We start from the raw sequence: 15,915 nt of genomic DNA, 5'->3' as shown, positions 1-15,915 counted from the left end.
GCAACAAGGCATCGCCCGCATGGGCGTGACATTGCGCGACCTCATCGGCGGCATCCGCGATGGCGTGACCCAGATCGCCAGCGCTGCCGAGGAGCTGTCCGCCGTCACCGAGCAGACCAGCGCCGGGGTCAACAGCCAGAAAGTCGAGACCGATCAGGTGGCGACCGCGATGCACGAAATGACTGCAACGGTGCAGGAAGTGGCGCGCAACGCCGAAGAAGCTTCCCAGGCAGCCGCTGCCGCCGACGGCGAAGCGCGGGCCGGCGATCAGGTGGTCAACGAGGCTATCGCCCAGATCGAACGCCTGGCCAGCGAAGTGGTACGTTCCACCGACGCCATGACCATGCTGCAGCAGGAAAGCGACAAGATCGGCAGCGTCATGGATGTGATCAAGTCGGTGGCCGAACAGACCAACCTGCTGGCCCTCAACGCCGCGATCGAAGCAGCACGCGCCGGTGAAGCCGGTCGCGGCTTTGCGGTCGTTGCCGATGAGGTCCGTGGCCTGGCCCAGCGCACGCAGAAATCCACCGAGGAAATCGAAGGCCTGGTGGCCGGCCTGCAGAACGGCACCCAGCAAGTGGCCGCCGTGATGAACAACAGCCGCAGCCTCACCGACAGCAGCGTGGCCCTGACCCGCAAGGCTGGCGCATCACTGGAGAACATCACCCGCACGGTGTCGAACATCCAGTCCATGAACCAGCAGATTGCCGCAGCCGCCGAACAGCAAAGCGCCGTGGCCGAGGAAATCAGCCGCAGCATCATCAACGTACGCGACGTCTCCGAACAGACCGCCGCCGCCAGCGACGAAACCGCCGCCTCCAGCGTTGAACTGGCCCGGTTGGGAAATCAGTTGCAGATGATGGTGAGTCATTTCCGGGTTTGATCATGACAAGCGCCCATTTCCCGAGGGAGAGGCGCTTTACCCGAATTCGCGTCTCATGGTTTCCAGGGATTGATTATTTCAATCCCTGGAAACTCGAAATCCTTGGTATTACGTGTCGCAATGGGAGCTCCATGAACTCGGCAAATGGCGGCAATTTGCGCATCTGCCATACCCGCTGCCCTCCCCTTAGCCTCACATAATGCAACAATGGCTGCGTATTCAACTGCGGCATGGGCGTCGAAAGGCAGAATTCTGTCGGTAAAATCTTCTTCAAACATTGCCATCGCGTGAGATTCAAGCTTCTGCTTACGCTTGCCGAAAGGCAATCGAGCAATGCCATGCAGAATCTCCGCCACAGTGATAGCGCTGATTACCAGATCCATCGCAGGCTGCGAATCGATCCAGGCGAGCACATTCCCATCCGGCTCCGCACGCATGAACTCCGAGATAACATTCGTATCGAGCACTATCATTCAGACAGATCCACCGCACGGGCTTTTTCGCCACGCGAAGGCAGCTCCAACTCGACGCCCCCCAACTTACCGAACCTGTTTCGGATACGGCTTCCCAGCCCACCCGCTGGGCTTATTGGCACTAAAGCACGTCCTAAAATCAGGCGCGCCTCCTCCTCCATGGAGCGTCCATTGTGAGCCGCAGCAATGCGTAGCTGCTCTTTGACTTGGTCATCAAGGTTACGAATAGTGATGCTGGCCATATTTTGCCTCCCGCAATCAATGAAATCATTGATTTCAAGCTAAGGCATGACCGGTTAGCTTGTCCAGCTCTCTTTACACACAAATCCCATTGGTAAACACCAACCGATTCCCGAACGGATCAATCACCGTCATGTCCTGGCTGCCCCACGGCATCGCCTGGATCTGCGGGCGGGCGAAGGGGTGTTGGCGAGTGAGCAGTTGCGCCTGGAAGGCTTCCAGTTCGTCGGTTTCGATGCGCAGCGCCGAGCCCGGTGTGCAATCGCCGTGGTGCTCGCTCAGGTGGAGCACGCATTCGCCGCGGGAGACTTGCAGGTACAGCGGGAAGTCGTCCCCGAAGCGGTGTTGCCAGTCGACGGTAAAGCCCAGGAAGTCGACATAGAACGCCAGTGCCTTGGCTTCATCGAAGATCCGCAGGATCGGGGTGGTTTTACCAAAGCTCATGGGGGTGCTCCCTGGCTGAATAGACCCAGTCTGGGTGGGTTGACCCCAATGCTTCGGCCTTGGCTCCGGCTTCTTTAGTGTCGCAGTGCCATTATTGTGACGCCAATCAAAACAATATCAGCCGCTTAGGCGCCATCCGATGGGCTGAATCCCTCGCGCGCCAGGAACCGCCCCTCCCGACGTCCGTTTGCCTGCCCTTCGAGATAACTCAGGACACCATTGACCCACACCCTGTCGATACCTTCGGCAGCCCGTTGCGGCTCGATGAAGTCGGCGACGTCGCGTACGGTCTGTGGATTGAACAACACCAGGTCCGCCCAATGTCCTTCACGGATTTCGCCGCGTGCCTTCAGGCCGAAGCGCGCCGCTGAAAGACCGGTCATCTTGTGCACGGCGGTGTGCAACGGAAAAAGCCCGACGTCGCGACTGAAATGTCCCAACACCCGTGGGAAGGCGCCCCACAAGCGCGGGTGTGGAAACGGATCTTCGGGCAGCCCGTCGGAACCCACCATGGACAGCGGATGAGCCAGAATCCGGCGTACGTCACCTTCGTTCATGCCGTAATACACCGCACCGGCCGGTTGCAGGCGACGGGCCGCCTCCAGCAGCGACACGCCCCATTCGGCAGCGATCTCTGCCAGGTCGCGCCCGCCCATGTGCGGATGAGGTGTCGACCAGGTAATGGTAATGGGATGGGCATCGGTCACCTGCTTGAGATCGAGCGTCGAGGAGCTGGCGGCGTAGGGATAACAGTCACAACCAACGGGATGGGTACTGGCGGCGTTTTCCAGGGCAGCGAGCACCTGTGGACTACGTCCCCAGTTACCGGCGCCGGCGCATTTGAGGTGGGAAATGATCACCGGACTCTTCGCCTGACGGCCAATCTGAAAGGCTTCGTCCATGGCTTCGAGCACCGGTTCGAATTCGCTGCGCAGGTGAGTGGTGTAGACCCCGCCGAAAGCGCTCAGCTCCTCGGCCAACTGCATGACTTCGTCGGTGGAGGCCGAGAAGGCGTTGGCGTAGGCCAGGCCGGTGGACAAGCCCAACGCGCCGGCCTCCAGGCTTTCGCGCAGTTGCCTGCGCATGGCAGCGATTTCTCCCACGCTGGCCGTGCGCAACAGATCGTCCATGTGATTACTGCGCAGTGCGGTATGCCCCACCAGCGCCGCCACGTTGACCGCTGGCGTGGCGGCCTCTACCGCCGAACGATAATGGCCGAAGCTCGGATAGCCGAACGCCTCGGCCGGGCCGAGCAGGTTCATCGGATCCGGCGGCTCGCCCCGCAAGGTAACCGGTGATGCACTGATGCCACAGTTGCCGACGATGACAGTGGTGACGCCTTGACTCAGTTTGGGCAGCATCTGCGGTTGGCGGATGACCACCGTGTCGTCGTGGGTATGGACGTCGATGAAGCCCGGCGCCAGCACGCGGCCGACGGCGTCCACTTCCTCGGTGGCCTGCGCATCATGCAAGGCGCCAATGCGCTCGATACGGCCGGCGCGAATCGCCACGTCGGCGATGTAACCAGGGGTGTCAGTGCCGTCGATCACCAGGGCATTGCGAATCAGCGTGTCGTACAACATCTCAGTCTCCCAGCGGCAGATCGTCGTCGCCGCCTCGGTAATCGTCGAGGGCGAGCTTGACCCGCCGCAGACGCTCTTGATTGTCTTCGGGATGAGCCAGGGCAAGCTCGGTGGCGAGCACATCGATCGCCAACAGCATGCCGTAGCGGGCCGCCGTGGGTTTGTAGATGAACGAGGTTTCGGCGCCTTGCAGGGGCAGCACCACATCTGCCAGCCCGGCCAAGGGCGAGTCGGCACGGGTGATGGCCAGGATCGCCGCACCGTAGCTGCGCGCCACCTCGACGGCCGCCAGCAATTCCGGGGTGATGCCGGTGAGCGAACAGGCGATGACCAGGTGTTCGTCACTCAGCGAAGTCGCCGTGATGCGCATCATCACCGGGTCGCGACACGCGGCAATCGGATAGCCAAAACGCACCAGCCGCACCTGGAGTTCCTCACTGCACAAGGCCGACCAGCCACCCAACCCGAATGCATGGATCATCCGCGCTTTGCCGAGCAACCGCACGGCATCGCTGAATCGCGACTCTTCAAATGCCGACAGGTGTTGGCGCAGTGTCGACTCGATGTCGCCGACGATCTGCCCATAAAACGCCGACTGCTCCGGCGCACCGGCCGGGTCGAGAAACCGACTGCCGACGCCGCTGGCCTGGGCCAGTTGCAGGCGCAAGTCCCGCAGGTCCCGGCAGCCGACCGTACGGGCAAAACGCGACAGCGTGGCGCTGCTGACTTCGGCGCGCTGGGCCAGTTCTTCGAGGCTGGCGGACGCGGCGAAGCCTACGTCATCGAGCATCAGGCGGGCGATCCGTCCTTCCCCGGCGCTGAAGAAGGCCTGGCGCGAGCGGATCTGGTAGAGGATGTCCATGACGACTCCTGTGTAGTGGCATGGCGATCAGAGCACGCGTGCAAGGCCCAGCGTCAGGCCGAACGCTACCAGGGAGATCAGCGTTTCCAGCACGGTCCAGGTCTTGAAGGTTTGTGCGACGGTCATATTGAAGTATTCCTTGATCAGCCAGAAGCCGCCGTCGTTGACGTGGGAAAAGATCACCGAGCCAGCCCCGGTGGCCAGGACCAACAGCTCGGGATGAGGATACCCCAGGCCTAGCGCCACGGGCGCCACGATGCCCGATGCGGTGGTCATCGCCACCGTGGCCGAGCCGGTGGCGACGCGCATCAACGCAGCGAACAACCAGCCCATGACCAGTGGAGACAGCTGGAATTCCTGGGCCAGGCCGACGATCTGCTGGGTGACGCCAGCATCCACAAGGATCCGGTTCAACCCGCCACCGGCGCCCACCAGCAGGGTGATGCTGGCGGTCGGTGCGAGGCATTCGTTGGTGAACTTGAGGATCGACTCCCGGTTGAAGCCTTGCGCCAGACCGAGGGTCCAGAAGCTGAGGATGGTTGCCAGCAACAAAGCGATCACCGAGTTGCCGATGAACTGCAGAAACTGATTGAACCCGCTGCCTGGCGTCGAGATCAGGTTGGCCCAACCGCCGATGAGCATCAGGACCACTGGCAGCAAAATGGTTCCCAGGGTGATACCGAACCCTGGCAATCGGGCCCGTGGCTCGCGGTCGAGAAACTGCCGCTCCAGCGGATTCTCCGCCGGTAGCTGGATGCGGGGCACGATGAACATGGCGTACAGCGGACCGGCGATGATCGCAGTGGGAATGCCGATCAGGATGGCGTACAACAAGGTCTGCCCCACCGAGGCCTGGAACGCCTGCACCGCCAGCATCGCCGCCGGATGCGGCGGCACCAGGGCATGGACCACCGACAATCCCGCGACCATGGGCAGGCCCACCATCAGGATCGACACGCCGACACGTCGGGCCACGGTGAACGCGATGGGCACCAGCAACACGAAACCCACTTCAAAAAACAACGGCAGCCCCACCAGGAAGGCGATGCAGACCATTGCCCAATGGGCGTTGCGCTCGCCGAAACGCTCGATCAGCGTCTGCGCCATGCGCTCCGCCCCGCCGGACTCGGCCATCATCTTGCCGAGCATCGTGCCCAGGGCCACCACCAGCGCGATGTGCCCCAGCGTCTTGCCAACGCCCGCCTCGTAAGCCCCGACCACACTCGCCGGCGGCATGCCGGCCAGCAGCGCCAGGCCGATGGACACCAGCGTGATCACGATGAACGGGTTAAGCCGATAACGGGCGATCAATACGATCAACGCAATGATGGCGATGGCCGCGTAGACCAAGAGCCAATAACCGAAAGCAGGTGCCATGCGTTACTCCTCGAGCGGGTCACGTCTATGAGTTGTGAAACTCATAAATCATCTCGACGAGGAATTTTCAAACATACTGAAAGTAATTTTCGTGCCTGGGTAAGGGATGTCGCTGACGGCAATGGCAACACGGCATCCATGAAAATCCGCCAGGAAATTTTCATATTCGGTGGGTGGGATTTATCCCCGCTGGTCTGCGAAGCAGCCCCATGACTGACAGCCCGCCAATCATCGAAACAACCACCCAACCGCTGGCCGCCTCACCTTCAAATCCGTACCATCGCCCCCTGTTTTTTGCACACTTCTCCGGCAGCCGTTCTTCAACCGGCGCCCAATCAGGTCATTCATGAAACCAGCACGTCTTCGCGCCGACGCCCTCGCCGGCCTCACCACTTCCTTCGCCTTGCTCCCCGAATGCATTGCCTTCGCCCTGGTGGCGCACCTCAACCCGCTGATGGGGTTGTATGGCGCTTTCATTCTCTGCACGCTAACGGCCCTGTTCGGCGGACGGCCGGGCATGGTGTCCGGCGCGGCGGGATCGATGGCGGTGGTGATCGTCGCGCTGGTGGTGCAACACGGCGTGCAGTACCTGTTGGCCACCGTACTGTTGAGCGGGTTGATCATGCTGACGTTCGGGCTGTTGCGGCTGGGCAAGCTGGTACGCATGGTGCCGCACCCGGTGATGCTCGGCTTCGTCAACGGCCTGGCCATCGTCATTGCGTTGGCCCAACTGGAACATTTCAAAAACGGCGACGCCTGGCTGAGCGGCGCTCCGCTGTACTGGATGGCGGGCCTGGTGGCCGTGACCATGGCCATCGTCTATCTGCTGCCGCGCCTGACCCGCAGCGTGCCGCCGGCCCTGGTGGCGATCCTGGGTGTTGGTGTGGCGGTCTACCTGCTGGGTCTGCCTACTCGGACGCTGGGCGACATGGCACACATCGCCGGCGGCCTGCCGGTCTTTGCCTTGCCGGACCTTTCCTGGAACCTGGACACCCTGCGGATCGTGGCGCCTTATGCTGTGATCATGGCGATGGTCGGCCTGCTGGAAACCCTGCTGACCCTGAACCTCACCGATGAAATCACCGAAAGCCGTGGCTATCCGGACCGCGAGTGCGTGGCCTTGGGCGCGGCAAATATTGCCTCCGGCCTGTTCGGCGGCATGGGCGGCTGCGCCATGATCGGCCAGACGGTGATCAACCTCAGTTCCGGCGGTCGTGGCCGCCTCTCCGGCGTGGTGGCCGGGGTGATGGTGCTGCTGTTCATCCTGTTCCTGTCGCCCTTGATCGAACGCATCCCCCTCGCCGCGCTGGTGGGGGTGATGTTCGTCGTAGCGCAGCAGACCTTTGCCTGGGCCTCGCTGCGGGTGATCAACAAAGTGCCCAAGAACGATGTGCTGGTGATCGTCGCGGTGACCATCATCACCGTGTTCACCGACCTCGCCGTCGCCGTGTTGTGCGGGATTATCATCGCGGCGCTCAACTTCGCCTGGCAGCAGGCCCGCGAGTTGTACGCCGACACGTATCTGGAAGCGGACGGCAGCAAACTGTATCGCTTGCATGGCACGCTGTTCTTCGCCTCCACCACGCCGTTCCTCAACCAGTTCGACCCGGCCAACGATCCATCCCTGGTCACGCTGGATTGCCGTCACTTGCGCTTCGTCGATTACTCGGCCATCGCCGCGCTGAAGACCCTGCGCGAGCGCTATGGCAAGGCCGGCAAGCACTTGCGGGTGTTCCACTTGTCCGAGCGCTGCAAGCAAATGCTCAAGCGCGCAGGCGTGCATCACGACTGAAGCTCCACCACAACCCCTGGTGGGAGCGAGCAGGGCTCGCTCCCACAGAGACGTGTCTGGCTATGGCCGCGAGGCGTAGTCGGCAAGCTTGCCCTGGATGAAGTCGAGGAAGCACTGGATCCGCAACGCCAGTTGAGAGTTGCGGTAGTAGACCGCGTTGATCGGTTGGCGATAGCCACTGTTGGCCTCGGCCAGCAGCACCTTCAACCGACCGGCTCGAATGTCTTCGCGGGTCATGAAGTCCGACAGACAGGCGATCCCCTGCCCCGCCAATGCCAGTTGGCGCACCGTCTCGCCGCTGGAGGCGCTGATGGCCGACTGGATCGGCCAGCGATCGCCGTGAAGATGGCGCAGAGGCCATTGATTGAGGCCATCGTTCTGGGCGAACCCCAGGAGGGTGTGCTCCGCCAGTTCGGCGACGCTTGAAGGCGTGCCATGCCGCTTCAGGTAAGCGGGGCTGGCCAGGATGTGCAACGGGCTGCAACCCAGGGGACGGGCATGTAACGTCGAGTCGGTGAGGGTGCCGATGCGAATGGCGATGTCCGTGCTTTGTTCCAAAAGATCGATGATCAGGTCGTTGCTGTTGAGTTCGAGCTGGATGTCCGGGTAGAGCGCGCGGAACTCCTCGACGTGCGGAACGATGGCGTGCAGCATGAACGGCGACGCGGCGTTGATCCGCAACCGCCCGGCCGGCTTCTGCTGGCGGGACGACAGGCGCTCTTCCAGCGCCTCCATCTGGTCGAGGATCCCTTTGGCCTGCTCGAAGAAGTATTTGCCCTCCTCCGTCAGGTCCATGCGCCGCGTGGTGCGGTTGACCAGGGTGGTGTTGAGCTTGGCTTCCAGGCGCGACAAGGTGCGGCTGACCGCCGAGGGCGTCTGCCCGACCTGTTCTGCGGCAGCGGAAATCGAACCGCACTCGATCACGCAGACGAAAACCTGCAACTCATCGGATCTGGCCTTCACCAGTGTCCCCTTATCAAACGCACATGCCATGGCGTCCCGATAGTAGCCCGGTTATCGCGAAAGACCGAACACCTCGATCAAATGCTGCTCATACCGCGCCACATCGGCCTCGATGTTCGGGCGCTTCATCACGTCCACACACAGGAAGGTCGGCAAGCCAGTCATACCCAGGAACTGGTTGGCCTTGTGGAACGGAAAGTACACCGCGTCCACACCCTTGGCTTCGAAGAAGTCGGTCGGGTCGTCGAAGGCCTGCTGCGGGGCATTCCAGGTCAGCGACAACATGTACTGCTTGCCCTGGATCAGACCACCGCTGCCGTACTTCTGCGATGCATCGGAGCGGGTGCGACCGTCGCTGGCGTAGAGGCTGCCATGGCCTTCGGTGAAAACTTCGTCGATGTATTTTTTCACGGTCCACGGCGCGCCCATCCACCAACCCGGCATCTGGTAAATGATCACGTCGGCCCAGAGAAACTTGGCGACTTCTTCCTTGATGTCGTAGCCGCCATCGATGAAGGTGGTTTTGACATCCAGACCGCCACGGTCCAGCACACTGAGCGCCGTCTCGTGGAGTGTGGCGTTATAGCGGCCGTCGGAATGAGCGAACTGTTTACCGCCGTTGAGCAGCAGGACTTTTTTCATGGGGAGCCTCATCGGATTCCATGGCGCAGTGAAAAGGCGCCGCATGGAAAGGTTGAAAATGATGGCGGCAGAGTACCGATGAGTTTCGCGCGGAATAAGCACCCCAACGGCAAAACTGATTTGATTCAGACGCACGAATCAACCTCGGATTGTTGCCGTAAAATCCGTTTCACCTTTCATTCAGGAGTCCCCCGATGAGCCAACCGTACGGTTTCATCCTGCACGCCAAGACCCGCCCGGAAAAAGCCGAAGCCTTCGAAGCACTGTTTCGTGCCTACGTCGAACCGAGTCGCGCCGAGCCCGGTTGCATCGAATACCACATGCTGCGGGACCAGGAAGATCCGACGCTGTTTATCTTCTATGAGATCTGGCAGTCCCAGGCCCACCTCGACGTGCATTCGAACCTGCCGCACATGAAGCAGTTTTTCGAGCAGCGCATGGATTACCTGGAACGCGACTTCGAGATCCGCCGCGTCGAGATGCTCAGCCCGTCCTCGGCTAGCCGCTGATCAGCAGGTGAGCGCCGAGCGCGCCCAGGCCGATGAAAAATACCCGCCGGAACAGCACGGCGCTGATCCGCTGACGCAACCATTGTCCCAGCCACATCCCCAACAACGCCGGCGCCAGCGCCAGCAACGACGCGCTCAACTCTCCCTCGCCCAAGGCGCCGCGCCACAGCAGGCCGGCCGCCAGGGCCAGTGTCGAGACCGTGAACGACAGGCCCAGGGCCTGCACCAACGCGTCCTTGCTCAAGCCCAGCGCTTGCAGGTAAGGCACCGCCGGGATCACGAACACGCCCGTGGCAGAAGTAATGATCCCGGTGAGCACACCACAGAGCGGGCCGAGCCATGGCTCGACGCCGGCCCCCACCCGCAGCGTCGGCAACGCCAGCCCGCTCAGCGCATACAGCAACAGCGCCCCGCCCAGTGCCCGCACCACCCAGGGGCCGCCTGCCATGCCGATCCATAAGGTGCCAAGACCAGTGCCGATGAAAATCGCCAGCAGCAACGGCCACAGACGCCGGATCAAGGCCCGTAGATGACCGCCGAACGCCAGTTGCCAGACGTTGGTCAGCGTGGCCGGGATGATGAGCAACGCAGCTGCCTGAACCGGTGCCATAGCCAGCCCGAGCAACCCCATGGAAATGGTCGGCAGGCCGAGGCCGATCACGCCCTTGATGGTGCCGGCCACCAGGAAGGTCGCAAAAACCAACAGGGACAGCGCCAAGCCGAGGTTCTGGTAGAAAGCGATGAGAGTGTCCATGGGGCTATGGTGGACTGGGGCGGGGGGATTGGAAATCTGCCATATACTGAGGCTGCCTCTCGCGTGGCAAGAGGCTGATAATTTTTTGATGCCGCTGACGTCTTCGCGAGCAAGCCCGCTCCCACAGAGGATTGGGCTTTCCTGTGGGAGCGGGCTTGCTCGCGAAGACGTCATATCAGTCACCACAGCCTCCGGCACAGGAACCGCCCCCCCATGCACTTCGACCTCACCGACCTGCGCCTCTACCTCAACATCCTCGACACCGGCAACATCACCGCCGGCGCCTCCCGCAGCCATCTGTCCCTGGCGGCGGCCAGTGCGCGGGTCCGGGCAATGGAGGCATCCCTGGGCATCGAGTTGCTCGAACGGGGTCGGCGTGGCGTCACGCCCACGCCAGCCGGCAAGGCCCTGGCGCAGCATGCCCGGGTCCTGTTGCAACACGCCGAACACCTGCAACAAGACCTGGCGGAGTACGCCCGAGGGGTGAAGGGCCAGGTACGCCTGTTGTGCAACACCAGCGCCATGAGCGAATACCTGCCCGAACTGCTGGCGACGTTCCTCAAGAGGCACCCCCATCTCGACATCGACTTGCAGGAACTGCCCAGCTCAAGGATCACCCATGCCTTGCGCCAGGGTGCGGCGGACCTAGGTATCGTATCCGACGCAGTCGATACCGATGACCTTCAGACCCGCCCCTTTCGACACGATCCCCTGGTATTGATTCTGCCGTCCGGACATCCCCTGGCTGACGGCCGCACGGTCAGTTTCAGCGAGACCCTCGGCCACGATTACGTCGGCCTGAACGCTTCCAGCGCCTTGGCGGTATATCTCGAAGAACAAGCCCTGCACGCCGGGCTGCGCATGCAGATCCGCATCCGCGCCGACAGTTTCGATGGGGTGATTCGCATGGTGACCCACGGCGCCGGTATCGCCATCGTTCCACGGGCCACCATCGAACGGCGCCCGCCCGGGCCGGCGTACCGCTGCGTGCCGTTGCACGAAGCCTGGGCACAGCGGGCCCTGCTGCTCGCGGCTCGTGATTTCGAGGCGTTGCCTGCCTATGCCAAGGCCCTCGCCCTGCACCTGGCCGAGGGTTGATCAGCGCTTCTGGGCAACCCGATGTCGAACCTGGACAACTGAGCGGGCGTGCGGGCCTATAGGGTGCCTCTTCAGCTTATCCCTCTGCCCGGAGTCGACATGACCGCACCTATTACCGTTCTGCGCGATACCCATCCATTGCCCGTACTCGATGCTTGCAAATGGGAAAAGCTCGAAGGCGACCCGCACACCGTTAACCTCAACGCCTACACCAGCGAAGATGGCAGCAAGATCATGGGCACCTGGATCTGCACGCCGGGCAAATGGCGCGTGGACTATGTGAAGTGGGAGTACTGCCACTTCCAGGAAGGCTACTGCATCATCACCCCGGATGGACATGCGCCCATCCACCTGAAAGCCGGCGATATCTTTGTCGTGGAGCCAGGCATGAAAGGCACCTGGGAAGTGGTTGAAACGGTGCGCAAGTACTTCGTGTTTGCTTGAGGGCTTTGCGGTCGATGCGCTGTGCTCACAGAGGTTGAGCACAGCGCATCAGGACTGCCGGACATTAACCAGCGATCACCCCGTGCGCCTCGATCCGAGGAAATAGAAGACCCCGGCCACGACAACGCACAGCGACAACACATAGAAAACCGATTGTGGCGCGTACGAGGACAGTACGACACCACACAAGACCGGCCCCAGCGCCGCACCCAGGTTGGACAGGTTTTGCGCGCCGTAGTAAACGCCCCGCATGTCTTCCGGCGCGATGTAGTCGATGAACAGGTACTCCGCCGGGATCACGATGATTTCGCCCACGGTGAAAACGATCATGGCGACTACCCAGGCCAACCAGGCCTGCGAATGAGCGAAGCCAATCAGCCCGATGATGAAAAACAGCATGCCCAGCATCAACATGCGGAACAGGTTGTTCTGATTGATCCTGGCACCGATCAGGTATTGCAGGCCAATGACCATGCAGGCGTTGGTGGTGACCAGATAGTTGATGATCCGGTAGGTGTTTTCCGGGGTACTGGTCACGATCAGGTATTGCGACAGATAAGCGGTGAACTGTCCGAATACGATCGCACTGAGGACGCCGCCGATCGTAAAGCAGACCAGCCTGTAGTGACGCACCAGATGCCCTAGTACCTGGATGAAATCCTTGTTTGGCTGCTCTGGGGGCACGGTGCGTGGAAGCCGTTCGCCCAACCCGCCGTACAGCACCACAAAGGCCACCGCGACCAGGCCGGCGACCGCGAAGGGCAGGCCGGGGCTGATCTTCGCGAACAACACGCCCAGGAATGGGCCGATGGCGTAACCGACGTTGGTCAGCGTGTATTTCATTGAGAACACACCGGCCCGCTTGTCCGGTGTCACCAGGAAACCTATCCCTGATTTCACCGCGATATCGACTACCGCATAGGACAAGTTCACCACGACGATGGCGATGATGAACGGAATCAGGCTGGCAACCTGATAGGCCATGGCAAAGGCCAGTGCGAACAGACTTGCCGCGCCGAGCAGGATCCGGTAGTTGGAAAACCTGTCCACCAGGAAACCGCCGTAGACGCCCAGTATGGAACTGGCAATCAACGCACCGCCCACCACCAAGCCAATGTCTTTCACTCCCAAGCCAAAAGCCTGGGAGCAATAGACCACCAGATAGGGCAAAGCGAGGGCCCGGGCAGTGGTCAGCACAAACGTCGCCGACAACAGCAGCACCACGGGCCGGGTATACACCCTGCTCTTTTCCGGCACGGCGAGCTCTTCCAGCACTCCCTTCATATCAACACGTCCCTGTCGTCACGTTGTTCTTCTGATAGCGGCACGGCCGCAGTCAGCGATAAGAACATGACCTGGGCGATATTCCAAGGGAACACTCAGCGCACTACGAAGCCCTCGTGTTTACTGCGGCTTGCGATAGCTGTTAACAATCGCCGAGAAGTCCTTGCCGCCCTCGCCCCGCTGGCTCATTGCCTGGTAAAGCTGTTGTGCCACCGCGCCCAGCACAACCGGTTGGTGAGCCTGCCGTGCGGCCTCGGTGGCCAGGCCGAGGTCCTTGAGCATCAGGTCGGCGCCGAACCCGCCGGTGTAGCCTCGTGAAGCCGGCGCCGTTTCGATCACACCCGGCCAGGGGTTGTAGGTATCCGAACTCCAGCAACGGCCCGTGGAACTGTTGATGATGCCGGCCAGCACCTGAGTATCGATGCCCAGCGCGTCGCCCAGGGCCATGGCCTCGCTGACGCCCACCATCGAGATCCCCAGCAGCAGGTTGTTGCAGATCTTGGCGATCTGTCCGGTACCGACCTCACCGCAATGCACGATGTTACGGCCCATCTGCGCCAGTACCGGTTGCAAGGTAGCGAACAATTCGGCGGTGGCGCCGACCATGAAAGTCAGCGTGCCGGCCGCCGCGCCGCCGGTACCGCCCGAGACGGGCGCATCGGCCATCGGCACGCCTTGCCTGGCCGCCGCAGCGGCCACGTCACGGGCAGTCTGCGGATCGATGGTGCTGCAATCCACGGCCGGGATGCCGGCGGCAATTCCAGCCAACACGCCATCTTCCCCCAGCCACACGCTGCGCACATGGGCAGCGGCCGGCAACATGGTAATCACCAACTCCGCGCCCTGGGCCGCATCGCGAGGTGAACGGCTAATCGTGCCTCCCTGCGTCGCCAGCTCAGCCAGCACCGTCTGGTTCAGGTCGAACAGGTTCAGCGAATGGCCAGCCTTGAGCAGGTTGCGCGCCATCGGGGCGCCCATGTTCCCCAGGCCGATAAATGCGATGTTCATGTCCGGCTCCTTAACGCAGGTTGATGGTGGTGTTCACACCGTCATTGACGCTGTCATCGTCGAACCAGCGTGCGGTGACGGTCTTGGTCTGAGTGTAGAACTGCACCACCTGTTTGCCGTACGGACCGAGGTCGCCAAGCTTCGAACCACGGGAGCCGGTGAAACTGAAGAACGGTACCGGCACCGGGATCGGGATGTTGATGCCCACCTGGCCGACGTCGATCTCGCTCTGGAATTTGCGTGCCGCCGCACCGCTCTGGGTGAACAGCCCCGTGCCGTTGCCGAACGGGTTCGCGTTGACCACGGCAATGGCCTCGTCGAGGGTATCGACCTCCAGCACCACCAGCACCGGACCGAAGATCTCTTCGGTGTAGATGCGCATGTCGGTGGTCACGCCGGAGAACAGGGTCGGGCCGACAAAGTTGCCTTGCTCGTAACCCGGCACACTGACGTCACGGCCATCGAGCTCCAGCTTCGCCCCCGCTTGCACGCCGCTTTCGATCAACTCAAGGATCCTTGCCTTGGCCCGCTTGGAAATCACCGGGCCGACATCGGTGCCCGGCTCGCAGCCCGCATTGACCTTGAGCTTCTGCGCCAGGGCCTTGAGCTCCGGCAGCCATTGCCTGGCCGCGCCCACCATGACCACCACGGAGGTCGCCATGCAACGCTGGCCCGCCGCGCCGAAACCGGCGCCGACCAGGGCATTGAGGGTTTGCTCGCGGTTGGCGTCCGGCAGCACCACGGCATGGTTCTTGGCGCCCATCATCGATTGCACGCGCTTGCCATGACGACCCGCCAGGTCATACACGTGGGTACCGACCGCCGTCGAACCGACGAAGGACACCGCCTTGATGTCCTTATGGGTGCACAGCGCATCCACCACTTCCTTGCCGCCGTGTACCACGTTGAGCACACCCGCCGGCACACCGGCTTCAACCGCCAGCTCTACCAGCAACATGGTCGACAGCGGATCCTGCTCCGACGGCTTGAGTACGAAGGTGTTGCCGCAGGCGATGGCCATCGGGAACATCCACAGCGGAATCATCGCCGGGAAGTTGAAGGGGGTAATGCCGGCACACACGCCGATGGGCTGGCGCAACGTATAGGTATCGACGCCACCGGCTACGTTTTCGGCGAACTCGCCCATCTGCAGGGTGCCGATGGAGCAGGCGTGTTCGACCACTTCCAGGCCGCGGAAAATATCGCCTTCGGCATCTGCCAGGGTTTTACCCTGCTCGGCACTGAGCACCGCGGCAATGCGTTTGGAATGCTCGCGAATGAGTGCCTGGAGCTTGAGCATGATGCGCATCCGCGCACCGATGGGCGTCAGCTTCCAGGTCTGGAAGGCACGTTGGGCGGCGGCGATGGCCGCGTCGACTTCCGTTGCGGTGGCGAAGGGGACTTTCGCCAGCACCTGTTGGGTGGCGGGGTTGACGATGTCGTGCCACTCGCTGGAGCGGGATTCAACCCATTCGCCGTCGATCAACAGCTTGACGGTTTGCAGAGCGGTGTCGCTGGGCGTGAGTGAAACGTTCATGCTGGCCTCCGGGATTGTTCTT

17 protein-coding genes are annotated in these 15,915 nt (G+C 62.0%); 5 read left to right on the top strand and 12 right to left on the bottom strand.

Annotated elements, in window-relative coordinates:
• Window positions 1-19: 19 nt before the first annotated feature.
• Window positions 20-883: a methyl-accepting chemotaxis protein gene (locus tag EGM97_RS25230; protein WP_477788873.1), complete on the top strand. Its 864-nt coding sequence runs from the start codon at window positions 20-22 to the stop codon at window positions 881-883.
• 53 nt (window positions 884-936) lie between these two features.
• Here the strand turns inward: EGM97_RS25230 and EGM97_RS25225 are convergent, their stop codons facing one another.
• From EGM97_RS25225 to EGM97_RS25200, 6 genes are all read right to left on the bottom strand, one after another.
• Window positions 937-1,356, bottom strand: coding sequence for a type II toxin-antitoxin system VapC family toxin (locus EGM97_RS25225; RefSeq protein WP_238963739.1), 420 nt, complete (start codon window positions 1,354-1,356; stop codon window positions 937-939).
• A complete protein-coding gene (locus EGM97_RS25220) occupies window positions 1,353-1,598 on the bottom strand; it encodes a FitA-like ribbon-helix-helix domain-containing protein (protein WP_238963747.1) in 246 nt (81 codons plus the stop codon). Before EGM97_RS25220 ends, EGM97_RS25225 begins: the two co-directional genes overlap by 4 nt.
• 73 nt (window positions 1,599-1,671) lie before the next feature.
• Window positions 1,672-2,040: a glyoxalase superfamily protein gene (locus EGM97_RS25215; RefSeq protein WP_238963749.1), complete on the bottom strand. Its 369-nt coding sequence runs from the start codon at window positions 2,038-2,040 to the stop codon at window positions 1,672-1,674.
• Window positions 2,041-2,165: 125 nt separating this feature from the next.
• The gene (locus tag EGM97_RS25210) at window positions 2,166-3,623 is read right to left on the bottom strand and encodes an N-acyl-D-amino-acid deacylase family protein (protein WP_238963752.1); all 1,458 of its coding nucleotides are present in this window, start codon (window positions 3,621-3,623) and stop codon (window positions 2,166-2,168) included.
• A gap of 1 nt (window position 3,624) precedes the next feature.
• Window positions 3,625-4,485 carry a MurR/RpiR family transcriptional regulator gene (locus tag EGM97_RS25205; protein ID WP_238963754.1) on the bottom strand — a complete coding sequence of 287 codons (861 nt, stop codon included), beginning with the start codon at window positions 4,483-4,485 and terminating at the stop codon, window positions 3,625-3,627.
• A gap of 27 nt (window positions 4,486-4,512) precedes the next feature.
• Complete coding sequence (locus EGM97_RS25200; protein WP_238963756.1) at window positions 4,513-5,862, bottom strand: GntT/GntP/DsdX family permease; 1,350 nt, start codon at window positions 5,860-5,862, stop codon at window positions 4,513-4,515.
• A gap of 346 nt (window positions 5,863-6,208) precedes the next feature.
• On the opposite strand from EGM97_RS25200, the gene EGM97_RS25195 reads away from it, so the two are divergent.
• Window positions 6,209-7,654, top strand: a complete 1,446-nt coding sequence (locus EGM97_RS25195; protein WP_238963757.1) for a SulP family inorganic anion transporter — start codon at window positions 6,209-6,211, stop codon at window positions 7,652-7,654.
• A gap of 60 nt (window positions 7,655-7,714) precedes the next feature.
• Here EGM97_RS25195 and EGM97_RS25190 read toward each other — a convergent pair whose 3' ends face one another.
• Both EGM97_RS25190 and mdaB read right to left on the bottom strand, forming a co-directional pair.
• Window positions 7,715-8,617 (bottom strand): LysR substrate-binding domain-containing protein, encoded by a 903-nt coding sequence (locus EGM97_RS25190; protein WP_238963759.1) that lies wholly within the window; start codon window positions 8,615-8,617, stop codon window positions 7,715-7,717.
• Between the two features lie 51 nt (window positions 8,618-8,668).
• On the bottom strand, window positions 8,669-9,259 hold the full coding sequence (gene mdaB, locus EGM97_RS25185; RefSeq protein WP_238963761.1) for an NADPH:quinone oxidoreductase MdaB: 591 nt from the start codon (window positions 9,257-9,259) through the stop codon (window positions 8,669-8,671).
• Window positions 9,260-9,453: 194 nt separating this feature from the next.
• On the opposite strand from mdaB, the gene EGM97_RS25180 reads away from it, so the two are divergent.
• Window positions 9,454-9,768 (top strand): putative quinol monooxygenase, encoded by a 315-nt coding sequence (locus tag EGM97_RS25180; protein ID WP_232775944.1) that lies wholly within the window; start codon window positions 9,454-9,456, stop codon window positions 9,766-9,768.
• Here the strand turns inward: EGM97_RS25180 and EGM97_RS25175 are convergent.
• On the bottom strand, window positions 9,758-10,522 hold the full coding sequence (locus tag EGM97_RS25175; RefSeq protein WP_238963763.1) for a sulfite exporter TauE/SafE family protein: 765 nt from the start codon (window positions 10,520-10,522) through the stop codon (window positions 9,758-9,760). The two genes, EGM97_RS25180 and EGM97_RS25175, sit on opposite strands and share 11 nt — an antisense overlap.
• Window positions 10,523-10,735: 213 nt before the next feature.
• Between EGM97_RS25175 and EGM97_RS25170 the strand changes: the two genes are divergently transcribed.
• Both EGM97_RS25170 and EGM97_RS25165 read left to right on the top strand, forming a co-directional pair.
• Complete coding sequence (locus EGM97_RS25170; protein WP_238963765.1) at window positions 10,736-11,620, top strand: LysR family transcriptional regulator; 885 nt, start codon at window positions 10,736-10,738, stop codon at window positions 11,618-11,620.
• 99 nt (window positions 11,621-11,719) lie between these two features.
• Window positions 11,720-12,064 (top strand): cupin domain-containing protein, encoded by a 345-nt coding sequence (locus EGM97_RS25165; protein ID WP_053152030.1) that lies wholly within the window; start codon window positions 11,720-11,722, stop codon window positions 12,062-12,064.
• A gap of 75 nt (window positions 12,065-12,139) precedes the next feature.
• Here EGM97_RS25165 and EGM97_RS25160 read toward each other — a convergent pair whose 3' ends face one another.
• The 3 genes from EGM97_RS25160 to EGM97_RS25150 form a co-directional block, all read right to left on the bottom strand.
• Window positions 12,140-13,348: an MFS transporter gene (locus tag EGM97_RS25160; RefSeq protein WP_238963774.1), complete on the bottom strand. Its 1,209-nt coding sequence runs from the start codon at window positions 13,346-13,348 to the stop codon at window positions 12,140-12,142.
• A gap of 120 nt (window positions 13,349-13,468) precedes the next feature.
• Window positions 13,469-14,356, bottom strand: a complete 888-nt coding sequence (mmsB, locus tag EGM97_RS25155; protein WP_238963782.1) for a 3-hydroxyisobutyrate dehydrogenase — start codon at window positions 14,354-14,356, stop codon at window positions 13,469-13,471.
• A gap of 10 nt (window positions 14,357-14,366) precedes the next feature.
• Window positions 14,367-15,893 (bottom strand): CoA-acylating methylmalonate-semialdehyde dehydrogenase, encoded by a 1,527-nt coding sequence (locus tag EGM97_RS25150; protein WP_238963784.1) that lies wholly within the window; start codon window positions 15,891-15,893, stop codon window positions 14,367-14,369.
• Window positions 15,894-15,915 lie beyond the last annotated feature (22 nt).

The sequence above is a fragment of the Pseudomonas sp. AF32 genome, assembly GCF_022342325.2.
GTDB classification, from domain to species: Bacteria; Pseudomonadota; Gammaproteobacteria; order Pseudomonadales; family Pseudomonadaceae; genus Aquipseudomonas; species Aquipseudomonas uvaldensis.
The sequence above is the reverse complement of the archived record's forward strand: the minus strand, read 5'-3'. Positions and strand labels throughout refer to the sequence as shown.

Bases quoted from the DNA above. Each gene is read 5' to 3' on its own strand.
- EGM97_RS25230 (WP_477788873.1), top strand. From the start codon at position 20: ATGGGCGTGACATTGCGCGACCTCATCGGCGGCATCCGCGATGGCGTG.
- EGM97_RS25225 (WP_238963739.1), bottom strand. From the start codon at position 1,356: ATGATAGTGCTCGATACGAATGTTATCTCGGAGTTCATGCGTGCGGAG.
- EGM97_RS25220 (WP_238963747.1), bottom strand. From the start codon at position 1,598: ATGGCCAGCATCACTATTCGTAACCTTGATGACCAAGTCAAAGAGCAG.
- EGM97_RS25215 (WP_238963749.1), bottom strand. From the start codon at position 2,040: ATGAGCTTTGGTAAAACCACCCCGATCCTGCGGATCTTCGATGAAGCC.
- EGM97_RS25210 (WP_238963752.1), bottom strand. From the start codon at position 3,623: ATGTTGTACGACACGCTGATTCGCAATGCCCTGGTGATCGACGGCACT.
- EGM97_RS25205 (WP_238963754.1), bottom strand. From the start codon at position 4,485: ATGGACATCCTCTACCAGATCCGCTCGCGCCAGGCCTTCTTCAGCGCC.
- EGM97_RS25200 (WP_238963756.1), bottom strand. From the start codon at position 5,862: ATGGCACCTGCTTTCGGTTATTGGCTCTTGGTCTACGCGGCCATCGCC.
- EGM97_RS25195 (WP_238963757.1), top strand. From the start codon at position 6,209: ATGAAACCAGCACGTCTTCGCGCCGACGCCCTCGCCGGCCTCACCACT.
- mdaB (WP_238963761.1), bottom strand. From the start codon at position 9,259: ATGAAAAAAGTCCTGCTGCTCAACGGCGGTAAACAGTTCGCTCATTCC.
- EGM97_RS25180 (WP_232775944.1), top strand. From the start codon at position 9,454: ATGAGCCAACCGTACGGTTTCATCCTGCACGCCAAGACCCGCCCGGAA.
- EGM97_RS25175 (WP_238963763.1), bottom strand. From the start codon at position 10,522: ATGGACACTCTCATCGCTTTCTACCAGAACCTCGGCTTGGCGCTGTCC.
- EGM97_RS25170 (WP_238963765.1), top strand. From the start codon at position 10,736: ATGCACTTCGACCTCACCGACCTGCGCCTCTACCTCAACATCCTCGAC.
- EGM97_RS25165 (WP_053152030.1), top strand. From the start codon at position 11,720: ATGACCGCACCTATTACCGTTCTGCGCGATACCCATCCATTGCCCGTA.
- EGM97_RS25160 (WP_238963774.1), bottom strand. From the start codon at position 13,348: ATGAAGGGAGTGCTGGAAGAGCTCGCCGTGCCGGAAAAGAGCAGGGTG.
- mmsB (WP_238963782.1), bottom strand. From the start codon at position 14,356: ATGAACATCGCATTTATCGGCCTGGGGAACATGGGCGCCCCGATGGCG.
- EGM97_RS25150 (WP_238963784.1), bottom strand. From the start codon at position 15,893: ATGAACGTTTCACTCACGCCCAGCGACACCGCTCTGCAAACCGTCAAG.